20 protein-coding genes are annotated in these 22,791 nt (G+C 62.3%); 9 read left to right on the top strand and 11 right to left on the bottom strand.

Going from position 1 to position 22,791, the window contains the following annotated elements:
* The first annotated feature begins 42 nt into the window (after positions 1 to 42).
* The 7 genes from K1W69_RS03675 to K1W69_RS03705 all read left to right on the top strand — a co-directional run bounded on the left by K1W69_RS03675 (position 43) and on the right by K1W69_RS03705 (position 8,039).
* Positions 43 to 1,518, top strand: coding sequence for an alkaline phosphatase family protein (locus tag K1W69_RS03675; RefSeq protein ID WP_220226976.1), 1,476 nt, complete (start codon positions 43 to 45; stop codon positions 1,516 to 1,518).
* A 161-nt stretch (positions 1,519 to 1,679) separates the two neighbouring features.
* Positions 1,680 to 3,338, top strand: coding sequence for an ABC transporter substrate-binding protein (locus K1W69_RS03680; RefSeq protein ID WP_220226977.1), 1,659 nt, complete (start codon positions 1,680 to 1,682; stop codon positions 3,336 to 3,338).
* Between the two features lie 80 nt (positions 3,339 to 3,418).
* Positions 3,419 to 4,435, top strand: a complete 1,017-nt coding sequence (locus K1W69_RS03685) for an ABC transporter ATP-binding protein (protein WP_220226978.1) — start codon at positions 3,419 to 3,421, stop codon at positions 4,433 to 4,435.
* Entirely contained in the window at positions 4,432 to 5,445 is a 1,014-nt protein-coding gene (locus tag K1W69_RS03690; protein ID WP_220226979.1) for an ABC transporter ATP-binding protein, read from the top strand. Before K1W69_RS03685 ends, K1W69_RS03690 begins: the two co-directional genes overlap by 4 nt.
* A 2-nt stretch (positions 5,446 to 5,447) precedes the next feature.
* Positions 5,448 to 6,383, top strand: coding sequence for an ABC transporter permease (locus K1W69_RS03695; protein ID WP_220226980.1), 936 nt, complete (start codon positions 5,448 to 5,450; stop codon positions 6,381 to 6,383).
* Positions 6,384 to 6,388: 5 nt separating this feature from the next.
* The gene (locus tag K1W69_RS03700; protein WP_220226981.1) at positions 6,389 to 7,303 is read left to right on the top strand and encodes an ABC transporter permease; all 915 of its coding nucleotides are present in this window, start codon (positions 6,389 to 6,391) and stop codon (positions 7,301 to 7,303) included.
* A 169-nt stretch (positions 7,304 to 7,472) separates the two neighbouring features.
* A complete protein-coding gene (locus K1W69_RS03705) occupies positions 7,473 to 8,039 on the top strand; it encodes an NADPH-dependent FMN reductase (protein ID WP_220226982.1) in 567 nt (188 codons plus the stop codon).
* A 4-nt stretch (positions 8,040 to 8,043) separates the two neighbouring features.
* Here K1W69_RS03705 and K1W69_RS03710 read toward each other — a convergent pair whose 3' ends face one another.
* The 3 genes from K1W69_RS03710 to K1W69_RS03720 form a co-directional block, all read right to left on the bottom strand.
* Positions 8,044 to 9,228: a porin gene (locus tag K1W69_RS03710; protein WP_220226983.1), complete on the bottom strand. Its 1,185-nt coding sequence runs from the start codon at positions 9,226 to 9,228 to the stop codon at positions 8,044 to 8,046.
* A gap of 19 nt (positions 9,229 to 9,247) precedes the next feature.
* Positions 9,248 to 10,387, bottom strand: coding sequence for an alpha/beta hydrolase (locus tag K1W69_RS03715; RefSeq protein WP_220226984.1), 1,140 nt, complete (start codon positions 10,385 to 10,387; stop codon positions 9,248 to 9,250).
* Positions 10,388 to 10,490: 103 nt separating this feature from the next.
* Positions 10,491 to 11,135 carry a peptidoglycan-binding domain-containing protein gene (locus tag K1W69_RS03720; RefSeq protein ID WP_220226985.1) on the bottom strand — a complete coding sequence of 215 codons (645 nt, stop codon included), beginning with the start codon at positions 11,133 to 11,135 and terminating at the stop codon, positions 10,491 to 10,493.
* Between the two features lie 235 nt (positions 11,136 to 11,370).
* On the opposite strand from K1W69_RS03720, the gene K1W69_RS03725 reads away from it, so the two are divergent.
* Positions 11,371 to 11,799 carry a FliH/SctL family protein gene (locus tag K1W69_RS03725; RefSeq protein WP_220227898.1) on the top strand — a complete coding sequence of 143 codons (429 nt, stop codon included), beginning with the start codon at positions 11,371 to 11,373 and terminating at the stop codon, positions 11,797 to 11,799.
* Positions 11,800 to 11,909: 110 nt separating this feature from the next.
* Here K1W69_RS03725 and K1W69_RS03730 read toward each other — a convergent pair whose 3' ends face one another.
* Positions 11,910 to 12,671 (bottom strand): DUF2092 domain-containing protein, encoded by a 762-nt coding sequence (locus K1W69_RS03730; RefSeq protein WP_220226986.1) that lies wholly within the window; start codon positions 12,669 to 12,671, stop codon positions 11,910 to 11,912.
* Between the two features lie 511 nt (positions 12,672 to 13,182).
* Between K1W69_RS03730 and K1W69_RS03735 the strand changes: the two genes are divergently transcribed.
* The gene (locus K1W69_RS03735) at positions 13,183 to 13,998 is read left to right on the top strand and encodes a hypothetical protein (protein WP_220226987.1); all 816 of its coding nucleotides are present in this window, start codon (positions 13,183 to 13,185) and stop codon (positions 13,996 to 13,998) included.
* A gap of 10 nt (positions 13,999 to 14,008) precedes the next feature.
* Here K1W69_RS03735 and K1W69_RS03740 read toward each other — a convergent pair whose 3' ends face one another.
* The 7 genes from K1W69_RS03740 to K1W69_RS03770 form a co-directional block, all read right to left on the bottom strand.
* The gene (locus tag K1W69_RS03740; RefSeq protein WP_220226988.1) at positions 14,009 to 16,309 is read right to left on the bottom strand and encodes a tetratricopeptide repeat protein; all 2,301 of its coding nucleotides are present in this window, start codon (positions 16,307 to 16,309) and stop codon (positions 14,009 to 14,011) included.
* Positions 16,310 to 16,384: 75 nt separating this feature from the next.
* A complete protein-coding gene (locus K1W69_RS03745; protein ID WP_220226989.1) occupies positions 16,385 to 17,671 on the bottom strand; it encodes a hypothetical protein in 1,287 nt (428 codons plus the stop codon).
* Positions 17,668 to 19,206 carry a VWA domain-containing protein gene (locus K1W69_RS03750; RefSeq protein WP_220226990.1) on the bottom strand — a complete coding sequence of 513 codons (1,539 nt, stop codon included), beginning with the start codon at positions 19,204 to 19,206 and terminating at the stop codon, positions 17,668 to 17,670. The genes K1W69_RS03745 and K1W69_RS03750 overlap by 4 nt, the downstream gene beginning before the upstream one ends.
* On the bottom strand, positions 19,203 to 20,186 hold the full coding sequence (locus K1W69_RS03755) for a vWA domain-containing protein (protein WP_220226991.1): 984 nt from the start codon (positions 20,184 to 20,186) through the stop codon (positions 19,203 to 19,205). Before K1W69_RS03755 ends, K1W69_RS03750 begins: the two co-directional genes overlap by 4 nt.
* The gene (locus K1W69_RS03760; protein WP_220226992.1) at positions 20,183 to 20,680 is read right to left on the bottom strand and encodes a DUF4381 domain-containing protein; all 498 of its coding nucleotides are present in this window, start codon (positions 20,678 to 20,680) and stop codon (positions 20,183 to 20,185) included. The genes K1W69_RS03755 and K1W69_RS03760 overlap by 4 nt, the downstream gene beginning before the upstream one ends.
* On the bottom strand, positions 20,677 to 21,657 hold the full coding sequence (locus tag K1W69_RS03765) for a DUF58 domain-containing protein (protein WP_220226993.1): 981 nt from the start codon (positions 21,655 to 21,657) through the stop codon (positions 20,677 to 20,679). The genes K1W69_RS03760 and K1W69_RS03765 overlap by 4 nt, the downstream gene beginning before the upstream one ends.
* 15 nt (positions 21,658 to 21,672) lie before the next feature.
* Positions 21,673 to 22,623 carry an AAA family ATPase gene (locus K1W69_RS03770; protein WP_258570885.1) on the bottom strand — a complete coding sequence of 317 codons (951 nt, stop codon included), beginning with the start codon at positions 22,621 to 22,623 and terminating at the stop codon, positions 21,673 to 21,675.
* Positions 22,624 to 22,791 lie beyond the last annotated feature (168 nt).

A 22,791-nucleotide genomic window follows, 5' to 3' on the forward strand; every position in this document is an offset into this window, starting at 1 on the left:
CTCTTGCTGTCATTCTGCACTGTAATCTCACACACGGCGATCATGAGCATCCAGGCGCGCAAGGCGGTAATTTGTGTTTTTGACGGTCTGCGGCCGGATATGGTCAGCAAGGAGACAACGCCCAACCTCTGGCGGTTTGCGGCCGATGGCGCATGGCTTAGACAGGCCAGGTCGGTGTTCCCGTCGATGACGCGCGTCGCCACGACCAGCTTCGCCACCGGGTCGAAGCCGCAGACGCACGGCGTCGTCAACAACGCGTTTTTCCATCGACCGGTGATCGCCGATACGGCGCTGGACACCTCAAGGGCCGATCATCTGGCGCTTGCGGAGAAGTTTCACGAGGGGCGGTTCGTGGAGGCCGCCGGTCTCGGATGCGCGCTCGCCAAGGCCGGCAAGAGCTTTTGCGTCGTCCATTCCGGTTCCGCGGGTTCGGCCTATCTCGTCAACCACCGGGCGTCCCACAACGGTCAGTGGACGTTTTCCATCCATGGCCGTGAATTCACCCGCACGCCGGGCGCCGTAGACGAGGTTATCGAAAGGTTCGGGCCGCCGCCGCGCAGCAATGGCGCGCCGAAATTCCAGGAGGCCGACTACGCGACCCGCGTGATGACGGACCATGTGCTTGCCCGCCTGCAGCCCGATGTCGCGCTGATCTGGTTCTCGGAGCCGGACACGTCCTACCATTACCGTCGGATCGGCTCCCGGGATTCACTCGACGTGACGCGCAAGGTCGACGCCTGTTTCGGCTCGATCCTCGACGCCATTTACAGCGGTCCGGACGCTGCAGACACGCTGGTCGTCGCCATGAGCGATCACGGCCAGATCAGCATGACGGGCGAGTTCGACCTGATCGGCGCGCTGAAGGAACGCGGGTTCAAGGCGACAGACCGCATGGAGGAGGGCGCGGAGGTGCTTGCGACGCACGGATCAGTGTCCGGATTGAGTCTCGTCAATCCCGACGCAATACGGCTGCAGGATCTGGCGGCCACGCTGATGCACATGCCGCAAACCGGGATGGTGTTTTCGCGCGACGGCGAGAACGGGGACGCCGCCATCGCCGGGACGCTGGCCTATTCGCTGATCGGGATCGATCATCCCCGCGCGCCCGATCTTTTCTGGATCGCCCTATCCTCCGCAGCGCCGGACCTTTCCGGCGCGCCCGGAACCGGCCTTTTCACCGGCGGCGTTGGCGTTCCGATCGGCGGCGGCATGCATGGCGGCCTCAATCCGCACGAACTCAACACGATGCTCGCTTTCGGCGGCGCCGGCATAGAGAGCGTCGGACAGATTGACGACGCCACGGACCTGACCGCAATTGCGCCGACGGTTCTGGCCATGATGGGCGTCGCGGCGCCTGACACGATGACCGGCAAGCCGATCGCCGCAGTGACCGGGCAGGCGCGTCCACGAAGCACCCGCAGACGCATCGAAGCGGAGTTTAACGGTTTTCGTCAGTCGCTCGACATTGTGGAGCTTGAAAACTCAAACATCGTGCTCGGCGGTGGAAGAGAAGTCTGAAAGTCGATGGCGTCCCGATAGTTATCGTTCGTGAACAGTTTAACAAAACTGTCACCGCGCCGAAAAGACCGGGTCACATTGATTGACTATTGTGAGTGTGACGCAACTTTCCTCCCACGCGTCTGAGTTTAATTCATCACATCACTTACGAGGGCAACTCAATGAGCTACCTGCGCAAGCATGCTGCGCTGATTCTTGGCGCAACTTTTCTCGCTACGACCTGTTTTACTTCGCCGGCGCTGTCGGACGAACGTCCGGACGTAACCGTCGCCGTTCAGCAGATCGTCAACGCCGGCGCGCTCGACGTGCTGCGCGAGCAGTCGAATGTGGGCGCCCGCGTCTTCTATTCGATCTTCGAAACCCTGATCGACTACGACCGCCAGCAGCCGGAGCTGCCGCAGAAGCCGGGTCTCGCCACCGAATGGAAGCGCATCGACGACAAGACCGTCGAACTGAAGCTGCGTCCCGGCGTGAAGTTCCACAATGGCGACGTCATGACTGCAGACGATGTCGTCTTCACCTTCTCCAAGGAGCGTTTCGGCCAGCTTGACGAGCAGGAAGCCGCCCGCAAGGAAGGCAACACGCTGTTCACGAACACCGCGAGCTCCAATTCGGTCGGCAAGGTTCCGCCGGCGGAAGTCGCGGCTGTCGCAAAGCGCGCATGGCCCAATCTCGACCGCGTCGAGAAGGTTGACGACATGACCGTGCGTTTCGTTTCCACGGTTCCGGATCCGACGCTTGAAGGCCGCATCTCCCGCTACGGCGCGGAAATCCTCTCCAAGCGCGCCTATCAGGAAGCTGAAAGCTGGCTGGACTTCGCCCGCAAGCCTCTCGGCACCGGCCCTTACAAGGTCGTCGACTTCAAGCCGGACAATGTTCTGGTTCTCGAAGCCCATGACGAATACTGGGGCGGCGAGCCGCCGATCAAGACGCTTCGCTTCGTGGTCGTTCCGGAAGTCGCAAGCCGCGTAAACGGCTTGCTGTCCGGCGAGTACCAGTTCATCACCGACGTGCCTCCGGACCAGATCAAGACCATCGAGGACGACGCCAAGTTCGAAGTCGTCGGCGGCCCGATCACCAATCATCGCCTGATGGTTTTCGACAAGAACAATGGCCCGATGCAGAACCCGAAAATCCGTCAGGCCATGACGCACGCAATCGATCGCGACACCATCGTGAGCGCCCTGTGGGGCGACCGCACGGCGGTTCCGGCCGGACTGCAGTGGGAATATTACGGCGACATGTTCCTGTCGGACTGGACCGTTCCGGAATACGACCCGGAACTCGCAAAGAAGCTGGTTGAGGAGTCCGGTTATAACGGCGAACCGATCATCATGCGGGTTCTGAACAACTACTACACCAACCAGGTGTCGACGGCGCAGATCAACGCCGAAGCATTCCGTCAGATCGGCCTGAATATCCAGATGGAAATGAAGGAAAACTGGCAGCAGATCTTCGACACCGAATCCGGTCCGCGCATGGTTCGCGACTGGTCGAACTCGGCTCCGTTCCCGGATCCGGTTTCCTCGATCGTCAACCAGCATTGCCAGAACGGCCAGCAGCAGCAGGTCGGCGAGTGGACGAACGAGGAGTTCAACGAACTCTGCATCAAGCTTGAGACCTCGACGGATCTGGAGGAGCGCCGCGCGGCTTTCCAGCGGATGCTCGAGATCGCTGAGCGTGAAGATCCCGCTTACACGGTTCTGCATCAGAGCGCGATCTTCTACGGCAAGCCGAAGAATATCGACTGGACCTGGTCAGGCCTGCAGTCGATGGACTTCCGCGGCGACAACTTCAAGGTCAACAATCTGGCGAACTGACCTTTCCACAAACGGGCCGGGACGTGATCGTTCCGGCCCGGTTCTTTTTGGGGAGGTGAGGAGAGTCAGGGTTGAGCTGAATGGACGCGATAGTCTCCATACGCAATATGACGGTGGACTTTGATCAGGGTCACCGTTTCGTCCGTGCACTGCACGGCATTTCACTGGACGTCGGACGCGGCGAAACCGTCGGGATCGTCGGCGAATCCGGATGCGGCAAGTCGATCACCTGGCTTGCGGCGCTCGGTCTGCTCGGAAAGCGCGCGCGCGTCGGCGGTCGCGTCATGATGGGCAGCAAGTCTCTTCTTGATCTGGACCCGAACGGCCTTGCCGGTATTCGCGGCGGCAAGATTGCGATGATCTTTCAGGATCCGTCGAGTTCCCTCAATCCGGTGCACCGGATCGGCCGCCAGATCGGCGAGGCGCTGCGTCTGCATCGCGGCTTGCGTGGAAGCGCGGCGAAGGCGGAGGCCAGGCGCCTGCTTGACCGCGTCGGCATATCCAACGCCGCCCAGCGACTGAACGAATATCCGCACGAACTCTCCGGCGGCATGAACCAGCGCGTGATGATCGCGATGGCGCTCGCAGGCGAGCCGGAAGTCCTTATCGCAGACGAGCCGACGACGGCGCTCGACGTGACGATTCAGGCGCAGATCCTCGATCTGTTGCGTGAACTGAGCGCCGACAATGAAATGGCGCTGGTTCTGATTTCCCACGATCTCGGCGTCGTCGCCGACATGACGGAACGGGTGGCGGTGATGTATTGCGGCCGGATCATCGAGCAGGCCGCGACCGACGCCCTGTTCTCGCGACCGGTTCATCCCTATACGCGGGGACTGATCGCGGCGCTTCCCGATATCGTCGGACCGAAGCGGCGCCTGGCGTCGATCCCCGGAACGGTGCCGCCGCCGGACAGGCTTCCGCCCGGCTGCAGTTTCGCGCCACGGTGCGCCAGAGCCGACGAAGCTTGCACGGACCGTCAACCCGAACTCGCAGGTGTCGGCGGCGACAGTCACGATGTCTCCTGCCTGCACGCCGCCGAACTGGCGGCGACCGCCATGCGCGAAGCGGCCAATCATGAACTGGAACAGGCATGAGCGCTGCAGAGACGCCGCTGCTTTCGGTGACGAACCTCAAGCGGCACTATGACGTGAGACTGCCTGGAGGACTGTTCGGAACGCCGGCCACGCTGAAGGCGGTGGACGGGATTTCGTTCGAGATCATGAAAGGCAAGACGCTTGGTCTTGTGGGCGAATCCGGTTGCGGCAAGTCAACGACCGCGAAGCTGGTTCTCGGACATATCCCGGTCACCGCCGGAGAGATACGTTTCGACGGCGAAAAGGTGACGGCGAACCACAATGCGCAATGGCGTGCACTGCGGCGGCGCATGCAGATGATCTATCAGGATCCGCTGGGCGCGCTTGACCGCCGGCTCAGCGTCGCCGACCAGATCGGCGAACCGATCCAGATCCACGCGCCGGAAACCCCAAAGGCCGAGAGGGACGAACGGGTCGCCTCACTCATGGCCGATGTCGGCTTGCGCCGCGACATGGCGGACCGGTTTCCGCACGAATTGTCGGGCGGACAGCGCCAGCGCGTCGTCATTGCAAGGGCGCTTTCCCTGAAACCGGATCTGCTGGTGGGCGACGAGCCGGTGTCCGCGCTGGACGTCTCCATCCAGGCGCAGGTGCTGAACCTGCTCGACGACCTTCGGCAGAGCACCGGCTTTACCGCGCTGTTCATCAGCCACGACCTGAAGGTGGTGCGGCAGATGTCCGACCGCGTCGCTGTCATGTATCTCGGCCGGATCGTGGAATCAGGCGCGCCGGAAGAGGTCTTTCGCAGGCCGCAGCACCCCTATACGCAAGCGCTGGTGTCGGCGATCCCGACAATTCGGCGCAGCGCGGTCGCAAACCGCATCGTGCTGAAGGGCGATCCGCCCAATCCGGTCAACGCGCCATCGGGATGTCCCTTCCACACGCGGTGTCCTTCCGCCATTGCGCAATGCAAATCGGAGGTTCCGGCGCTGCTTGAGACCGCCGGCCACAAGGTCGCCTGTCATCTTGTCAACAATGCGCCTGCCGGCGCCGGCATTGCGGCGGAGTAGTCATGCTGCGTTACACACTCCTGCGCATCCTTCGCGCGCTCATCACCGTCACCCTTATCGTTTCGCTCGCCTTTGTGATCTTGCGGTTATCCGGAGATCCGGCGATCATCATTCTCGGTCCGGAAGCGCCGCCCGAGGCCTATGCGGCGTTCCGAACCAACTGGGGCCTCGATCAGCCGATCTGGATCCAGTATCTCAAATATTTCGGCGCGGTGTCGCAGGGCGATCTCGGCAATTCGATGCGCGACGGCCGCTCCGCCCTGCAGGTGGTCGGCGAACGGGTGCCGCTGACGCTGGCGATCACCATTCCGGCGCTTTTCCTGAAGATCCTCATCGGTCTGCCCGCCGGCATATGCGCGGCCCTCTACCGCAACACCTATATCGACCGCTTGATCATGACGGTGTCCGTGATGGGGTTCACCGTGCCGAGTTTTGTCCTCGGGCTGGTGCTGGCGCTGATTTTCGCAGTGAAGCTGGGCTGGCTGCCGTCCGGCGGCTCCGACACCTGGCAACACGCCATTCTGCCCATCCTGACCATGGGACTGATCGGCGCCGCCGTGATCGCGCGCTTTACGCGTTCGGCCATGCTGGAAGTGCTCGGGCAACCCTATATCCGCTCCGCTTCGGCGAAGGGACTGGTGTGGCGTGAGGTGGTGACGTCGCACGCCTTGCCGAACGCCGCCATTCCGACGCTGACCATCGTCGGCTTCATGGTCGGCTCGCTCGTCGCCGGCGCAGTGGTCGTCGAAAGCGTGTTTTCCTGGCCCGGTGTTGGGCGATTGCTGGTGACGGCCGTCGCCAACCGCGATCTGGCCGTCGTGCAAGTGATCCTGCTCTTCATCGGTTTCACCATGGTGTTTGCCAACCTCACGGTCGATCTGCTTTATGGCTGGGTCGACCCAAGGCTCAGAACGAAACAGCTTCAGGCGGGGAGTTAGGCGCAATGACACTCGAACTCAACGATCCCAAGAGCATCGCCGAGGACAGCGGCTCAGGCAGCGTATTCACCGCCAAGGACAGGCTGACCGCGTTTTTCGAAACCTGGCCGCCGCTGGTGTTGTTCGCGCTGTTCTGGATTGCTTTCAGCGCCTTTGTCGTGGCTTTTGCGCCGCTGATCGCCCCCTACGACTTCATGTCGATGGATCTGCCGTCGCGCCTGACGCCGCCGGTTTTCTTCGGCGGCGTGTGGACGCATCCGCTTGGCACGGACGAACTGGGCCGCGACGTGCTTTCGCGACTGATCATCTCGATTCGGATCTCCGTCGTGATCGCCTTCCTTTCCACCCTGATTGCGGCGACGCTTGGCGTGACGCTCGGCTTTCTGGCCGCCTATTTCCGGGGCAGGGTGGAGCAACTGATCCTGATCCTCATCGACGCCCAGGCTTCGATGCCTTTCATGATCATCGCGCTCGCCGTGCTCGCCTTTCTCGGCAACTCGCTGACCCTTTTTGTGATCCTGATGGGCTTCTACGGATGGGAGAGGATCGCCCGCATTGCGCGGGGGCTCGCCATTTCCGCCAACGAGCAGGGCTACGCTACCGCCGTGCGCGATCTCGGCGCATCGCCGTGGCGCATCTATTCGCGCCACATCCTGCCGAACATCGCCTCGACGCTGATCGTCTCCATGACGCTGAATTTTCCAGAGGTCATTCTGCTGGAATCCGGATTGTCCTTTCTCGGGCTTGGCATCCAGCCGCCGATGACTTCGCTCGGCAACATGGTCGGCTACGGCCGCGACTACATCCAGTCGGCTCCGTGGATCATGCTCGCGCCGAGCGTCGCGATCGTGCTGACGACGCTTTCGATATCGATCGTCGGCGACTGGATGCGCGACCTGTTCGACCCGACCCTCAAATAAATCCGGGGTCGGGCGGGCGGCGGCGCAATTTTCAGGAAATGGCTCGTATATTGCGGCAATCCGCTCTACAAGGATGGCCGAATTCAGTCACGGCCAGCCGTTGTTCGGGCGGTGGGCGTCGTGAAACATTGTCTATCCCGAACCTCGTTCGAGCTTGAAGGAAGTATTCATGGCATTGGTGCAAGTCGTCGTCGGAAGCGTCAGGGAAAAACGCATAGGCCGGAAGGTCGCAGATTGGTTCATGGAAGCCGGAGCCGGCAGGGATGATATCGAGCTCGAACTGGTCGATCTCAAGGAGGTCAATCTCCCGATGTTCGACGAACCCAACCATCCGCGATTCGCCAATTACGTTCATGATCACACGAAAGCCTGGAGCGAGACCGTCGCGCGGGCAGACGGCTTTGTATTCGTGACGCCCGAATACAATCACAGTTTTCCGCCAGCGCTGAAAAACGCAATCGACTATCTCAGCCAGGAATGGAAATTCAAACCGGCAGGGTTCGTGAGCTACGGCGGCGTCGCCGCAGGCACGCGCGCCGTCCAGGCCCTGAAACCGGTTCTCGCCTGTTTTCAGATGCCGCTCGTTCTGGAAAACGTGCATATTCCGTTCGTTGGCTCGCTCTTCAACGACGACGGCGTGTTTGTTCCGCCGGATGGTCTGGATGAAGCGGCGCGCCTGCTGCATGACCGCATGGCGTTCTGGATCGCGCACCAGGCCGGGTTGCGGGACTCGTAAGGCTCTAGAACTTGACGAAGGCGCCGGTGATGACGGCGAGGCCGTCGCGATAGGAAGCGTCTGTCGCCTCGTAGCGATAGTTGCGGACGCCGACATAGAACTTGGTCTCCCAGTCCTTTACGTCCTGGACGAACTGGAATCCGTAAGATCGGCTGATGTCGTCGTCGGAATATATCGAGTCGCCAAAATAGGCGTCGACGGAGAAGGCTGTCTTGCCGAATTCGAACCAGTCGACCTGATAGCCGAGCTTGCCGTAGGCGTACCGGCTTGTCTGCCCGGATTCCTGGCGCTCTGCGGCTGCCAGCGTCAGGCTTATTCCGCTTGGATCGTGGAGCGCGGACACCGAGCCGTCGATGATCGTCTCGTCGCCCGCAAAGGTTTGCGACCAGGCGACCGCCCCCGACAGGCTGACCGGACCAAGTTTCTGCGCATAACGCAACGCAACGTCCCAGCCGAGATTGTCCTTTCGATCCGGTACGATCGTTTCTCCGATGGATCCCGACAGGATAAAGCCGTTCCAGCTTGGCGTGTCGTAGCGAAAGCGCAGGCGCCGCCCGAAACCGTCCATGTTCTCAAAGGTGTTTCTCACCTCGATGTCGGACAATGACCCGTCGGCGAGCCGGTACAATTGTCCGCCGGCGATCCTTTCTACCCGCGACTGGCCCACCAATGCGGTGTTGGAGAGGTCGATTTCGGCCGAGCCGTCCGAAGCCATGCTTCCCTGACCGAGCCAGACGGTTCCGTAAGTTTCGCTGACCACATAGAACTCCGCCTTGCGGAGATTGGGGTCCCAATCGATTGGATTGTCATCCTGATTGACCACCTTTGTGGAATAAGGCGCCCATCCGAACTCGACCTTGCCGGTCCACTGCCAATCGTCGTACTGCGGCGATTTCAACTGGAAGCCGAACCGCGATTCCGATCCCCAATTGTCGACCGGAAAATAGGAACGGGTCGACGCGCCGTCGTCGTAGGAAAGCAACGCCTTGTTCAAATGTCCGTAGAAACGTAGCGAGAAACCGGCTTCCTTCAACAAGCGACGCGGTCTGACGGACTGTGTGACGACGGCCTCGTCGTCGACGAGATCCTCGGTCGAGAGCGTCACCGGATCGTCTGCGTGCGCTGCGCCATGCCACGCGCTGGCGGCGGCAAGCGCCAGCAGAGCCGATCTGTGAGCGGATCTCTTCATGGCAAGGGTTTCCGCGACCTCACTGGTTCAGCAGCAACGGGCCCTGACCAAGCAGTATGATGGGGGCGCTGGCCAGGTCTGTTGCAAGCCGCTTGAAGGTCAGGTCGTCGTCGGCGTCGTTGGCGATGCTTCCCTGTGATTCCAGTCGCCTTCCGATCAGTTGAACGACTTCTGGCGCATCGGCGAACTTGGCGTGGTGCAGACTGGATTTGTCATCGATCTGGGACAGATCGACAACCGCGACCCCGAGTTCCGCCAACCTTTGGGAATCGGCGTTGCCGACGCGGTTGATCCCGCCGGCGATTCGCTGCGAAACGGACAAGGCGCGGTCATTTTCGGAAATCATGACCCAGAATTGCCGCCTGTCGGCCGGCAGATCGTCAAGTTGGGTCGTAAACAGATCCATATCGATATCCGGCGACGCCAGAATAATGTTCTTCACACGGCCCGATGCGTCGTACTGGCCCTGAAGATGCGCCTGCCGGATCGCCTCGACGGTCAGCAGGTTGCCCATGGAGTGCGCCATGATATCGAACTCGGCTGGTCCGGCCTCGGCCAGGAGCGTTGCGCCTTCAATCAGCCTGTCGCGGGCCGAAAGAGCGCTGTTCATATCGTAGACATAGTTCAAAGTCTTGCCGCGGGAGGCCCAGCTGAAGACGACCGGGACGCCTTTGAAATTCATGTCGTTTGCCAATTGCGCCGTGCGCAGAATAGCCGCGGTCATTGTTGTGTTGTAGCCATGCACGAAGAGCAGGATGCGCTGGTCCGGCTTCGACCGTTCTGCGAGCTCGGCGCCAACGCTCGCCTGAAACTGCTCGGCGTCGCCGAAGATGATCGGATCGACGATCGTGAAGTTCGTGCGCGGATCCGGCGGGCCCTTCTCGGACCTCTCGATGACGCCGGTCTGGTGATCCGGCGGGATGGTGACCGTGACGCGCGCCAGTCCGAGACCCTCGCTGCGTTCTCCCGAGTACATTACGGACGGATCGTCCGACGCCGCGCGGGTCGTCATCACATAGACGTCCTGCTTCTTTACGCCGTAGGCATTGATTGCCTCGGCAGGCGCGGCGAGCCCGATGATATTGTCCGGAGGCCCGGCGCATCCAGACAAAAACATGCCGAGTACGAGCGCCGGAAGCAGTAAATTCAGCAAATTCATGTGTTTCTTTACAGCCAGATCACCCGGCCGTGATGCGACTGGCCGCGGAAGAGGTATACGCTAGACTTGATGCCGGGCGGGCCCCAAGGCCCGCCCGGCGGGATCAGTTCGAACTCTCGCTCGAGGTGGAACCGTCGCTGCTCTCTTCAGCCGCCGGTTCGCCGTCCGATGCGCCATCGGCGGCCGCGGCTTCCGGTTCGGCGGGCGCATCCGCTGCCGGCGCATCCGCTGCGGGCGCATCCGCTGCGGGTTCGGCTGCTGGCGCATCCTCTGCGGGTTCGGCTGCGGCGGGAGCCGCTTCCTCGGAGGAGCCGGCCGAAGCATCCGCTGGCGCGCTCTGCGTTTCCTGACTGGTGGTCGCAGGCTCCGCGGCGGGCGCGGGAGGCTGTTCGGGCGCAAGGGTCGCCGTGTATTCGGCGGCGATCGCGTTGGCCGTTTCAGTATCCACAACGCCCGTGACGGGCAGTCCGTACCAGTCCTGGAAGGCGCGTACGGCTTCGTCTGTTCCACGTCCGAAGATGCCGTCAGCGCCGCCGCCAACGCTGAAGCCTATTGCAATCAGCGCATTCTGCAGCGTGCGGACCCGATCGCCCCTGATGTAGGGCGACTGGAGGCTGAGCTCGATCTCGCTGTCGTTGCTCGCCTGCGTGCTGGGCTTCGGCGTGTCCTCGTCAGAGGAGACGATCTCGTAGACCTGTTCGTCCTGGTAGTAGGTCGGCCGATAGATGACGCCGTTGCAAGCGTACACCGTATCACCCTGGTCGACATACTCCTGGCAATCGCTTCCGTTGTCCGGCAGCGCCGATACGAAGGCCAGCGTCGCGCCGGCGACAATCGCCGTGTTGTACCAGCCCCATCCGGGATTCCAGTAGTAGTTGCCCCAGCGATAGTGCGGCGGGCGAACATAAGGCGGGCGATAGTAGGGCGGGCGCCAGTTGGGCGGCCGGTAACCGGGCGGACGATAGCCGGGCGGACGTCCCGCGATGGGCGGCCGGCCGTATGGCGGGCGAGCGCCTGGTGGCCTGGTTCCCGGCGGCCGCGTGGACGGCGGACGACCTGGTCCTGCGCCCGGGCGAGCACCCGGAGGCCGCGCCCCCGGAGGACGAGACCCTGGCGGCCGCGTGGACGGCGGTCTCGACGGTCTGTTGGGACTTGCCGAAGGCCGGCTCGCCGGCCTTGAGGCCGGTCGTGACGAAGGTCTGGATGACGGTCGAGACGCCGGCCTTGAAGACGGCCTTGAGGCGGGTCTCGAAGATGGGCGCGCCGAAGGCCGGGCAGAAGGGCGGGACGACGGCCGGCTGGCGCTCGGGCTTCGAGGCCGCGAGGAGTGTCCGCGCGAGACGCCAGCCCCACGCGGGCGCGCCTTTGGAGCGCCATGGAAACCGCCGCCATGTCCGCCGGGGCGGGCCTGAGCCTGATCCGGGGAGTAGTCGTCCGGAACGAACAGCTTTTCCGGCGGATTGCCGAGCGCAAAAGCGGCCAGGGCTGATACAAGAAGGAACTTTCTCATTATCTTTGCTCCTTACTGATCCGACGAGGACTTGGTCATGGCCGAAAGCTGCGGAAAGTAGAGCCGCAACGCGCCTTCGTCCGGTTCGAACCTGAACTGCGCCGGATCGGTGTCCGGTTCGGCGTTCCAGTCGGACATGAACACCCGGTACTGCGGATCCTCCGGATCGGTTCGACGCGTGCCGAACAGCATCAGAGGCCACGGCGCTTCATCGTCGGCGGAGATCCACACCTGCCAGTCCTCCTCGGCTTCCCGGAAGACGATATGATGCGCTTCCTGGCCGGCGATCAGGGTGGTTCCGAGATAGGCGGCCGCCTCGACATCGCTTAAAACGTCGTTGGGAAAGGTCTCGCTGAGGATCGACCACATGGGCAACACGGTTCCGGTCTTCTCGCGCACCGCTTCGACCAGGTCGTCGAAACTGCCGGAGAATTCGGTGCTGGCGTAGAAGTCTTCGTTGGGAGAAAAGATCGTGAATTCCGAACCGTCCCAGTAATAGTCGCGCAACGTGTCTTCACGTTCGGTACGGGAGTAAAAACCGGAGTCCCGGACCATAAGCGTATTGCCGCTGCGTATGTAGGTGATTTTCTGATCCTCCGTCACTTCGTCGAACGTGACGAACCAGGAAAACGAAAATGCCGGCTGGGATGCGAGAAATTTCGCGCTGTTCAGGACAATTTCCGTCGCCTGGGTTTCAATGTCGGTGGACTGTGCGACCGCCGGCGTCGCTGAGCCAAGACTGGCGGCGAATACCGCTGCAACGAGTGTTTTCATCGGGAATGTACTCCTCCCTGTAAGAGGTACATAGCTATCTTGCTGAAATCGGCCCGCAATCTTCAATCGCGGGAGTGTGTCCGATCTTGGCGTATGGTATTTATCGGGCCTTTGGATGTAAAAAGCAAGACAAGTAACGTTACTGAATTCGTCTCCAAACCCATGCAGAAATTTCAATTTTCGCTTCATGGAAAAGCAACTTGTGCTATTAATTCGGTTACGGAACAGCAGGAACAAGTTCTGGCTGGAGGCAGTGTTCCTTATCGAAACGCGTCGATTTTCCCGGTTGTTGAACCGAGTCGCAATCGAAATTGCGAAAATAGGCGATTTGCCGCGTTGAAGAAGAGAATTTCTGCAGGTTAGTTCTTTGCGGCGCGCTCGACGGACAGAGTCGAACGGGGCGGGGAGCAACCGGTTGAACGGGATGCCGTCGCCAATTGGCCGACGCGGCTTATCAATACCGGCTTCTGAGAGAAACATCAGGGTCGCTATCGTGGGAAGGGAATAAACGATGCGCAAACTGGTCTTTACAGCAATGACACTGGCCATAGGCGTGAGCAGTCAGGCGTTTTCCGCAGACATGGTCTACGAACCTGCGCCTGTTGGGCCGCCGCCTGTCGAAAGCAAGGAATGGACCTTCACCATCGCTCCCTACATCTGGGGCGCCGGTCTGACCGGCGATGTCGGCGTCTTCGGGCAGGATCCGACCGATATCGATTTGACCTTTGGCGACGTGCTTGAAAATCTTGATGTCACCGGGATGATTGTCGGCGAACTCCATAACGGCCAGTGGGGCGTGCTGGCGGATTTGATTTATGTAAAGCTTTCGACATCGGAAAGAGTCATGGGCGGGGTGCGGAACACGCCCGTGGAGCTAAGACTCGGCATCGACGCGACCACCTTCACAGCCACCCTGATGGGCGAGTATCGCGTTGTCTCGCAGCCCAACTACATCGTGGATCTGATGGCCGGCGCTCGCATATGGAGCGTCAATAACGATATCAGCGCCACCCTCTCGGCGGGCGGCGCGCCGATCGCCGGTCTGAGCGGCAGTGACGGCGCCACATGGGTCGACCCGATGATCGGCGTCAAGGGACGCGTCGATCTCACTCCAAAATGGAATCTCAGCGGTTGGGGCATGATCGGCGGTTTCGGCGCCGGATCGGAAATCACCTGGGACCTGCTTGGCGCCGTCGGTTACAAATGGACGGACACGTTTTCCACGCGGGTCGGCTATCGCGCGCTGGGCGTTGATTATTCGGATGACGGTTTCGTCTACGACACCATTCAGCACGGACCGGTGATCGGGTTTCTGTTCTCGTTCTGATTTTCGCCGACTATTGCAGTCTTTGTCGCAATTGCATGATCAACTGCTGAATTTGCGGGTCGTTCGGCTGGAGACGGTCGAGCGTCTCTAGGCGCGCCAGCGCTGATCGCAGATTGCCGGCCTGCAGTTCATAGCTGATCAGGGCCTCCAGAATCGCCTGGTCGTAAGGGTGGCGCTGCAACGCTCTCGTCAACTGGGCGATCGCGCCCTGCGCATTGCCGGTGTCGTGCAGCGCGACGGCGTAGACGTAGGCGTAGCGGGGATTGTCGACGCTTAGTTCCGCCGCTTTGCGCAACCATGACATGGCTTCCGGAATATTCCGCTGGCGCACCAGCACCAGCCCGAGCGCGTGCGCGAGGTCGGCGGAATTCGCGTTTGTCTCAAGCATATCGCGCAACAGGGTTTCCGCCGCCTGCTCGTCGCCGCGGGCTCGGTAGAGCTCCACGAGGCCGATGGCGGCAGGCGCGAAAGTCGGGTCCCGATTCAACGCGGTTTCATAGTAGCGCTCCGCGTCGGCGAGATTACCCTGCTCCATGTTGAGGAGGGCGAGATTGGCGTTCGCTTCCGGGCGTTCTGCGTTGAAGAGTTGGCCGTCGACATATTCGGCGAGGGCGCTTTCGAACTTTTCGCGCGTTGCCTCACTCATCATCGCCTCGGGCTCGCCCACCATCGCGCGGGCGGCTTCCATGCGCACGAGCATGCTTTCATCGTCGAGCAGGGGAGTGAGCGTATTGAGCGCCGTCATCGTGTCGGCGCGACTGACTATCGGGATAGCGGCGGAACGCACCAGGGGATCGCTGTCGGAAAGCTTTTCGCGAGCCAGGCGCACCGCGTCCGGCGTCGGGTTGGCGGCGATACGGGCGAGCGCGCTGGCCGTGACGATCGCCGGCCGCTCCGTTTCCTCGAGGTATGCGATCAGCGCGCCGCGGGAGCCCGGCGCTCCGCGGTCGCTGGCGTGAAACAACTCCGCAAAATCCTGGTGTCCTTTCGCCGGCTCGCCGAACCATTCGACCAGACGGTCCACCGCCCATTGCGCGTTCTGCGTTTCGTGGCAGCGGTTGCAGGCGTTGGGAACCCCTGTGCTGATCGTGAGGTCGGGTCGGGGAATACGCAGCGAATGATCGTGACGGGCGTCAACGATCATGTAGTTGGTGGTCGGCATATGGCACGACACGCATTGCGCCGCTTCGGTTTCGGGCGCGTGGTGGTGATGCTCGGCCGTGTCGAAGACCTCCGGCTCGTGACACTGACTGCACAAGGCGTTGCCCTCCAGCAGGACCTTGCCGGAATGGGGTTCATGGCAGTCCGAACAGGTGACGCCTTCGGCGTGCATCTTCGACTGCAGGAAGGAGCCGTATTTGTAGACCTCATCGAGTTGCTGGCCGTCGGAGTGGTAAAGACCGGGGGACAAAAGAGACGGTCGGAAGGCTGAGAGAAAATCGGCGGCGTGATGCGGATCGTCCGAGAACTGTCCCCGCCGCGCATGGCAGCCGGCGCACAGATTGATCTCCTTCATCGTTGTGCGCGGCGACGACCGCCTCGCCGTGCCCGCGTCGCCTGGCTCCCAGAAGACATCTTTCCGCTCGTCGAGACGCAGCGCGAAACCGGCGCCATGCGACATCGGCGGGCGATCGGCTTCGGGCTTCTCCGCCCAAAGGACATGATCTTTTCCTGGCCCATGGCAGGCTTCGCAGCCGACATTGATCTCGGACCAGGTCGTCGAAAACAGATTCGTCTCGGGGTCGTAGTTCTTTTCAAGATTCGTGGAGTGGCACCAGGCGCATTGATAGTTCCAGTTCTGGTCAATCCCTGTCCAGTGGATCGGATCGCCGGCTGAAAGCTTCGTATCGGGATAGAGGTGAAACCACCGCTGCCCGCCTTCGGCTTCGGGTCTCGAATCCCAGGCTATTCCCAACGCCTGATAGCGGCCGCCAGGCAGCGCGATCAGATATTGCTGCAGCGGCGTGACGCCGAAGGTATAGTCGATCTCGAAATCCTGCAGTTCGCCGTCAGGGCCGTCAGTGTTAACGAAATACCCGCCATCGCGCTGGAAGAAGGTTGTCGTTACGCCGTCTTTCGAGAATGTCTCGCCCTCGAAAGGCGCAAGGACGCTGTCGCTGTCGGCTTCCAGCATGGCGTGCGCATGGTGCGACCCGCGCCAGAGCTCCGCCTCGTCTTGATGGCAATCGGAGCAGACCTCGCTGCCGACGAACCCGGCTTCGTCCTGCGCCGGAGCGGAGATGGCGGCCGCCAGAACCGCGGGAAGGGCGATTGCGAGTGCTGTCGTGAACGATTTGAATACTGCAAACAAGAGCGGTTCCTAGTTGGCTGCGGGCTGCGCTGTCTGAATCAGGAATTCCAAGCTTATCCCGATGGGGTCGGATTGTCATGATGGGCCATGGTCGACGACCGGATTAAGCGGCGGTAGCGCGATGGCTTTCTCCTTCTGCAGCGCCTCGCGCCGAACCTCCCCGAGAACCGAGCGCAATCGCCGCCATGCGGCGGCGTTCGGCGTCGATGGAGACGCCCCGAAACACGCGGCTCCGATGGCCGTCAATGCGCTGCGAAGGCGTGGATCGCGCCGCGGATCGGCGCCGGCGACCTTCCCGGCCCAGAGATCCAGCGATGACAGAAGGCGCGAGAGGTCCCGGTCGCGCGCCGCCTTTTCAACCATTTTAAAGGCGTGTTGTTCGGATTCCAGCCGGCGCTGGCGGCGATCTCGGAGAATATCGACAATCAGCGGGATCAGCCATCGCAGCAGCAACGTCAAAACCGTTATCGCCACGACGGCTGCAAGCGCCAGAGCCGCGATCGCGCGCCAGTCTCGCATTGCGGCAGACGAGGGCGGCGGACCGTCGACATGGATGGAGAAACCGTCAACCGTCGTGGTTTCGACGCGACGCGACGACAGATTGTACCAGTCAAGTGAGACGGACGGCCATTCGCCGGTCGCTCCGCCTTCGGCGAGCAGGGATGCGCGCTCCGTCCTGCTGCCGCTGTAGACGCCGCGGTTCTGCCTTTCGTCTACGGCCGGTTCATCTTCGTAAATCGCGATGCCCGCTATTGTGTGGTCCGGCAAAAGGCGCGGCAGGAACATCGGTGAATTGCCGGCGATGTCGGCTTTCATCGTGACGACAACGCCGTCGCCGGGTTTCATGGTTTCCGGATCACCTTCGACGGTCGCCTCCAGCTTGAGACTTTCGGCGGAAATGAACGGATCGAGATTTTCGGCGCCTTCCGGAATGACGCCGGTCAGGGTTATCGTCGGCGTATCAAGACGGAATTCCGTCGCCTGCCTCGTCTCCGGATCGGAATAGGTCACCAGGATCGGTTGCGGCGAAATGGTGAACCGCCCGGCGATCATGGGGGAAATCCGCCAGGTTCTCGTCAGTCCCGACCAGGTTTCACCGTTGATCCGTTCACTTGTCGGGTTGGTCGAGCGTTCGGGCAGACGCACGAGCAGGTTCGGCATGTCGAGGCTCGGCCAAACGGGCGGTTTCGGCATGAATGTCGGCACCATGACCGTCATGCGCAGGATCAACATCTCGCCGGGCACGGCTTCGGTGTCGTCGAACTGGACTTCGAGGAACGGCTTGTCGTCAGCGCCTCGCTGCTGGGCGGTCGCCTGTATAAGCGCGGCGAACAGGAAGAGGACGGCGATAAACAGTCTCACTGGCTCGCCTCCGGTTTGCCGGCTCTCGCCGCTTCGATGGCAAATCGCTGGCGCAGGAAGTCGCCGGTTCGCGTGTCGACCGTGTTCATCCACTGATCGGCGGTCATCAGGCCGACGCCTTCTTCGCGAGGCGCCTCCATACTGGTTTCCACGCCGCGATTGCCTTCATTGTCGAAGACTACCTCGTCGGCTCCGATGCCGCCGCTTTCGCCGGTGTCGGACTGCTCGCGGACCCGTTCCACGTAGTCGACGATCTCACGCGCCGTTTGGAGGTTTTCGTCGGCGTGGGGATAGTCCGGATCGCGCTGCAGAGCCGTTTCGAAGGCGCGCACGCCGTCGCGGTAGGAACGGGACTTGATATGCGCCATGCCCTGGATGAAGGCCGCTTCGGCGGTGTCGACGCGATCGAGCGTTATGACGGCTTCCTCGTACTGGCCGCTGCGATATTGCGCGTAGCCGCGCCAGAGCGGATCGGCGAAGAGGTCCGCGGCCTTGTCGAAGTTTCTGTTCTGAAAAGCAATGCGTCCCTGCTGGTCCGGCGTCAGGAACCAGTCGGCGACGCCATCGGCGCGCGCCGGAGCAGAATGAAAAAGACCCGGTATCGCAATGGCGGCGATGACGGCCCAGCGCATTGTCCAGCCCTGACGGAACCAGAACAGGATCAGGAGCGCAACCGGCCAGGCCAGCCAGTACCCCCGGTCTTCCCAGGGCTGTTCGGTGTTTTCCAGAAGCGCCTGACGGTAGGCGGCGTTGAGAAGCCGGTCCAGCCTGTCGATATCGGCGGCGTTGGGCGTGACGCTGACGACCGGAACGGCAAGCTGGTCCAGGCCGCGATCCCTGCGGTCCTCGCGAAGCATCGCCAGGAAGACGACCGGCTGACCTGCGTCGTTGATGGCGGCGGCGTCGGCCGGATCGAGGCCGTCGGCGACAAAGAGGATGCCTCCGGGCGTCTCTTCGCTCGCCAGCAGGTCGAGCCCAAGCTGCAGGGCGAGTTCCGCGCGTTCGCCATCCCGGGGCATGATCTGCGGATTAAGCCCTTCAAGATAGGGGGTCATGACCGACGGATCTTCAGTCATCGGAACGACCAGATGGGCGCTGCCCGCATAGGCGACGAGCGCGGTTCTTGCGCCGGCGCGGAGTTTCAGCAGATCGCGGATCTTCTGCTTGCCTCTTTCCAGGCGCGACGGGGCGATGTCCTTGTCTTCCATCGACGGCGTGACCTTGAGGGCCACGACCACCGGCGCCGATTGCGCGACGAAGGGATCGGGCGTGCGCGACCAGGTCGGCCCCGCGGCGCCGATCGCAAGCAGGATGAGCGCGGCGGCGACCCCGTCGATCGGCTGCAGGCGCCGCCGCTCATCTGCGCCAAGAACCAGCGCCGCGCGCAGATGCGGCGCAAGCCCGTCCGCGGGTATGTCCCGACTGTAGGCGGAACGACGCACTGGCCACCAGATCACGATTGCGACCGGAATCAGAAGAAGAAGGAGCGGTCTGATGAAATGAAATGCTTCGAGCGATACGAGGAAGGCGTTCATGCGGCCGCCCTCCGACGGGAGCCGCCATGCAGCAGTAAAATCGTTCCAAGACCGACGAGCGCCGCAAGCGCAAGCGGGATATAAGCGAGCGGCTGACGCGGGCGATACGAGAGCACCTCGACCTGACGCGGCGCCAGTTCATCAATGCGGTCGTAGACAGCGTTCAGATCCGTTTCGTCCTCCGCGAAGAAGAACTCGCCGCCTGTTCGCGACGCGATGTTTTCCAGCGCGTCGAGATCGACCCGGGCTTCACCCGTCGCGCCGGGGTCGCCGACGCCGACGGTGTAGATTTCGACGCCGTGACCGGCGGCGATTTCCGCAGCGTTGATCGGGCTCATCGTGCTCGAGGTGTCGCTGCCGTCCGACAGCAGGATCAACAGGCGCTGTTCGATGTCGCTTGCCTCGAACGTCCTGATCGAAAGGCCTATGGAGTCACCGAGCGCCGTGTGAGGGCCGGCCATGCCGACCTCCGTGATGTCGAGCAGGCTGATCACGGTGTCCAGATCTTCGGTGAGCGGGGCCTGAACATAGGCTTTTGAGCCGAAGACGATCAGCGCCATGCGGTCGCCCTCGCGGCGCTCTACGAAACTGCGCACCACGTCGCGCACCGCCTCGAGACGCTGTTTGCGCGTTCCGTCGGGCGCTATGAAGTCGCGTGTGTCCATCGAACCGGAAATGTCGATGGCGAGCACGACGTCGCGGGCGGACTTGGTGATTTCGATCGGTTCGCCAACCCGTTCCGGTCGCGCCATCGCGAGTACGACGAGGCACCAGCACACGATTGCCGCGAGCATTTGCAGTCTGCTTCGCGTCAGCACGATTGCGCCCGAACGCGGCGCAACGCCGATCGTCTCGACGATCTTGCGGAAGAACGGAAATCGCAGGGCGGGGACCTGCTTGCGATGCGGCGGCGCGAAGCGCCAGACGAACCACGGCAGCGGCAGAAGAAGAAACGCCCAGGCAAAACCGAGGGAGATCATGCCTCTGTCTCCACCGGAAGGACCTTGTGCTTACGGATCCAGCGCGCGACAGCTTGGCGAAACTCGGGCGTCGAGGCTGTGATATCCTGCCGGTAGGGCGCAAGCAGCATGCCCCGACAGGCCTCGCTCGCGAATTGCCCGTCTCCTCCGGTCTTGTCAAGGAAGCCGATCCATTGGGCGCCGACGAGGCCGGCCACCTGTTCGCGCGGCCAGGCGACGAGCGCGCACCGCCGCAAGACGGCGGCGATGGCGGCGGCGTCGCCGCCCGCTGCATCGAGTTCCGCCAGCGCGGCCCTGCGATAGGCGTTGGCGCGCCACTTGCGCCAGCCGGCGAACGCAAGCCAGGCCAAAAGGCCCAGAACCACGATTACGAGCACCACCCATCCGAACGTTTGTGGCGCCATCGACACCGCCGGTGGCTCTCCGGGCTCGGCGAGTTTGCCGATCAGGTCGACCAGGTTTTCGGGCGTTTCAGGATCGGCGTCTTCGTTCATGACGGCGCCAACCCCATCAGGCGACGCAATTGCGGAAGCGTCTCTTCAGCCGCGCTGACGGGCAGGACCGGCATTCCGTAGCGGCGCTGCCAGTCAAGCACTTCAGCCAGGCGTCCGTGCGCCATCTCGCGCAGGCTTGTGTGCTGCGTGCGGTCGACCGTGTTGACCTCCGCCTGCAGCACGCCGTCGGAAACGACGAGGCGCTGGTTCGGCGGCATGTTGTCCGCGAAGGGATCCGTGACGAGGCCGATGATCAGATCGTTGCGCCGTGCGATGCCCGAGATCAGGCGGGAGGTTTCGTCGTCGATCTCGTCGAAATCGCTCAAGATGACGATGAGATGATTGCGCGGCGCGATCCTGGCGACCGAACGCAGAACCTGGTTCATCGGGATCGGCGCCACATTCGCGGCGTCCGCCCGCAGCAATCTGTTGAGATCGGCGAGCGCGGTGAGGAACCGGTTCAACGCCCTGCGGCTGCGTTCGGGGCGGATTTCCGCAATCCGTTCGTCGCCGAACACGACGCCGCCCAGGCGGTCGTCCTGCCCGAGGATGCGGTAGGCGATGAGCGCGGCCGTTTCGGCGGCGGTCACCGCCTTCATGTTGAGGACGGAGCCGAAAAACATGGACATGCGCTGGTCGACGACGAGCAGGGTGGGTCGGTCGCGTTCTTCCGTATAGACGCGGACATGCGGCGTACCCGTTCGGGCGGTGACCTTCCAGTCGATCGAGCGGATGTCGTCGCCCGGCAGATAGTCGCGCAGTTCCTCGAAATTCAGCCCGCGACCGCGGAGCCGCGAGGCATGCCTGCCATTGAGAACGGAGCGCGCGGGCTGACGCGGCAGGAAGCTGAGGCTGCGCGCCTTGCTTTCGAAGGATCTGAGATGCGGGAGCGTGACATGTATTCTGGCGTCGCCGCCATCCGCGGACCGGGGTTTCGGGTTGGTCCCCGTTCTGACCCGTGCAGCCGTATCGCGCATGATCCGGACCCCCGACTACGGCAACGCCACTTGCCTGACGATTTCGGCGACCACGGCGTCGGGGGATACGCCTTCGCCCTGCGCTTCGTAGCTGAGCCCCAGCCGGTGACGCAGCACGTCAGGCGCAATCATGCGGACGTCCTCCGGATCGACATAGTCGCGTCCGTTCATCCAGGCATGGGTTCGCGCGCACTTGTCGAGCCCGAGACTTGCCCGCGGGCTTCCGCCGACCTCGATCCAGCGGGGCAGGTCGGAGCCGAAGGACGCCGGATGGCGCGTGGCGTTGACGAGATCCGCCATGTAACGCTCCATGGCTGCAGAAACGTGGATCTGGCCGATCTCCCTGCGCGCCTGAAATATCGTGTCCTGGGATATCGGGCTTTCCCCGGTCCGCTTCGGCTTGTCGGTTTTTTCCGCTGACGCCGCGATCTCTTCGCCGCGCACCAGCCGGATGACCTCGACCTCGTCATCGACCGGAGGATAGGTGATGTTCACATGCATGAGGAAACGGTCAAGTTGGGCCTCGGGCAGGGGATAGGTGCCTTCCTGCTCGATCGGGTTCTGGGTCGCCATGACCATGAAGAGCGGCTCCATGGCGTGGGTCTTGCCGGCGACGGTGACCTGCCGTTCCTCCATCGCTTCCAGCAACGCCGCCTGAACCTTGGCCGGCGCCCGGTTGATTTCGTCGGCCAGAACGATGTTGGCGAAGATCGGTCCCGGCTCGAAACGGAACTCGCCGCCGGTCTCGGCCTGGTAGTAGACTTCCGTTCCGGTGACGTCCGAGGGAAGCAGGTCAGGCGTGAACTGTATTCTGCTGAAATCGCATTCGAGATTTTTCGCCAGCGCCTTGATCGCGCGTGTCTTGGCAAGACCGGGCAAGCCTTCAACCAGCAGGTTGCCGTTTGCAAGCAGGCCGATCAGCAGCCTGTCGATGACGTCGCGTTGTCCGATGATCGCCTCGCCCATGCGTTCCCGCAGGGTTGCAATCAGCAATCTTGTGTCGTCGGCTTGCGTCGCCTCGCCGATGGATGGTGTTGCGTGATCACTCGCCATGCTGAACGATAGCCCCCAAGTATACTCTCATAAAAACTTATAGTGAAAAAAAGGGCCGCGGCAATGCGCGGCCCCTGGCTT

The sequence above is a fragment of the Flavimaribacter sediminis genome (assembly GCF_019492055.1).
GTDB lineage: Bacteria > Pseudomonadota > Alphaproteobacteria > Rhizobiales > Rhizobiaceae > Flavimaribacter > Flavimaribacter sediminis.

Coding starts and splice junctions, on each gene's coding strand:
- K1W69_RS03695 (WP_220226980.1), top strand. CDS start 5,448: ATGCTGCGTTACACACTCCTGCGCATCCTTCGCGCGCTCATCACCGTC.
- K1W69_RS03770 (WP_258570885.1), bottom strand. CDS start 22,623: ATGGGCGAGGCGATCATCGGACAACGCGACGTCATCGACAGGCTGCTG.
- K1W69_RS03730 (WP_220226986.1), bottom strand. CDS start 12,671: ATGAAAACACTCGTTGCAGCGGTATTCGCCGCCAGTCTTGGCTCAGCG.
- K1W69_RS03755 (WP_220226991.1), bottom strand. CDS start 20,186: ATGATCTCCCTCGGTTTTGCCTGGGCGTTTCTTCTTCTGCCGCTGCCG.
- K1W69_RS03765 (WP_220226993.1), bottom strand. CDS start 21,657: ATGCGCGATACGGCTGCACGGGTCAGAACGGGGACCAACCCGAAACCC.
- K1W69_RS03750 (WP_220226990.1), bottom strand. CDS start 19,206: ATGAACGCCTTCCTCGTATCGCTCGAAGCATTTCATTTCATCAGACCG.
- K1W69_RS03760 (WP_220226992.1), bottom strand. CDS start 20,680: ATGAACGAAGACGCCGATCCTGAAACGCCCGAAAACCTGGTCGACCTG.
- K1W69_RS03725 (WP_220227898.1), top strand. CDS start 11,371: ATGGGCGGCCGGCCGTATGGCGGGCGAGCGCCTGGTGGCCTGGTTCCC.
- K1W69_RS03675 (WP_220226976.1), top strand. CDS start 43: ATGAGCATCCAGGCGCGCAAGGCGGTAATTTGTGTTTTTGACGGTCTG.
- K1W69_RS03680 (WP_220226977.1), top strand. CDS start 1,680: ATGAGCTACCTGCGCAAGCATGCTGCGCTGATTCTTGGCGCAACTTTT.
- K1W69_RS03700 (WP_220226981.1), top strand. CDS start 6,389: ATGACACTCGAACTCAACGATCCCAAGAGCATCGCCGAGGACAGCGGC.
- K1W69_RS03710 (WP_220226983.1), bottom strand. CDS start 9,228: ATGAAGAGATCCGCTCACAGATCGGCTCTGCTGGCGCTTGCCGCCGCC.
- K1W69_RS03685 (WP_220226978.1), top strand. CDS start 3,419: ATGGACGCGATAGTCTCCATACGCAATATGACGGTGGACTTTGATCAG.
- K1W69_RS03715 (WP_220226984.1), bottom strand. CDS start 10,387: ATGAATTTGCTGAATTTACTGCTTCCGGCGCTCGTACTCGGCATGTTT.
- K1W69_RS03690 (WP_220226979.1), top strand. CDS start 4,432: ATGAGCGCTGCAGAGACGCCGCTGCTTTCGGTGACGAACCTCAAGCGG.
- K1W69_RS03705 (WP_220226982.1), top strand. CDS start 7,473: ATGGCATTGGTGCAAGTCGTCGTCGGAAGCGTCAGGGAAAAACGCATA.
- K1W69_RS03735 (WP_220226987.1), top strand. CDS start 13,183: ATGCGCAAACTGGTCTTTACAGCAATGACACTGGCCATAGGCGTGAGC.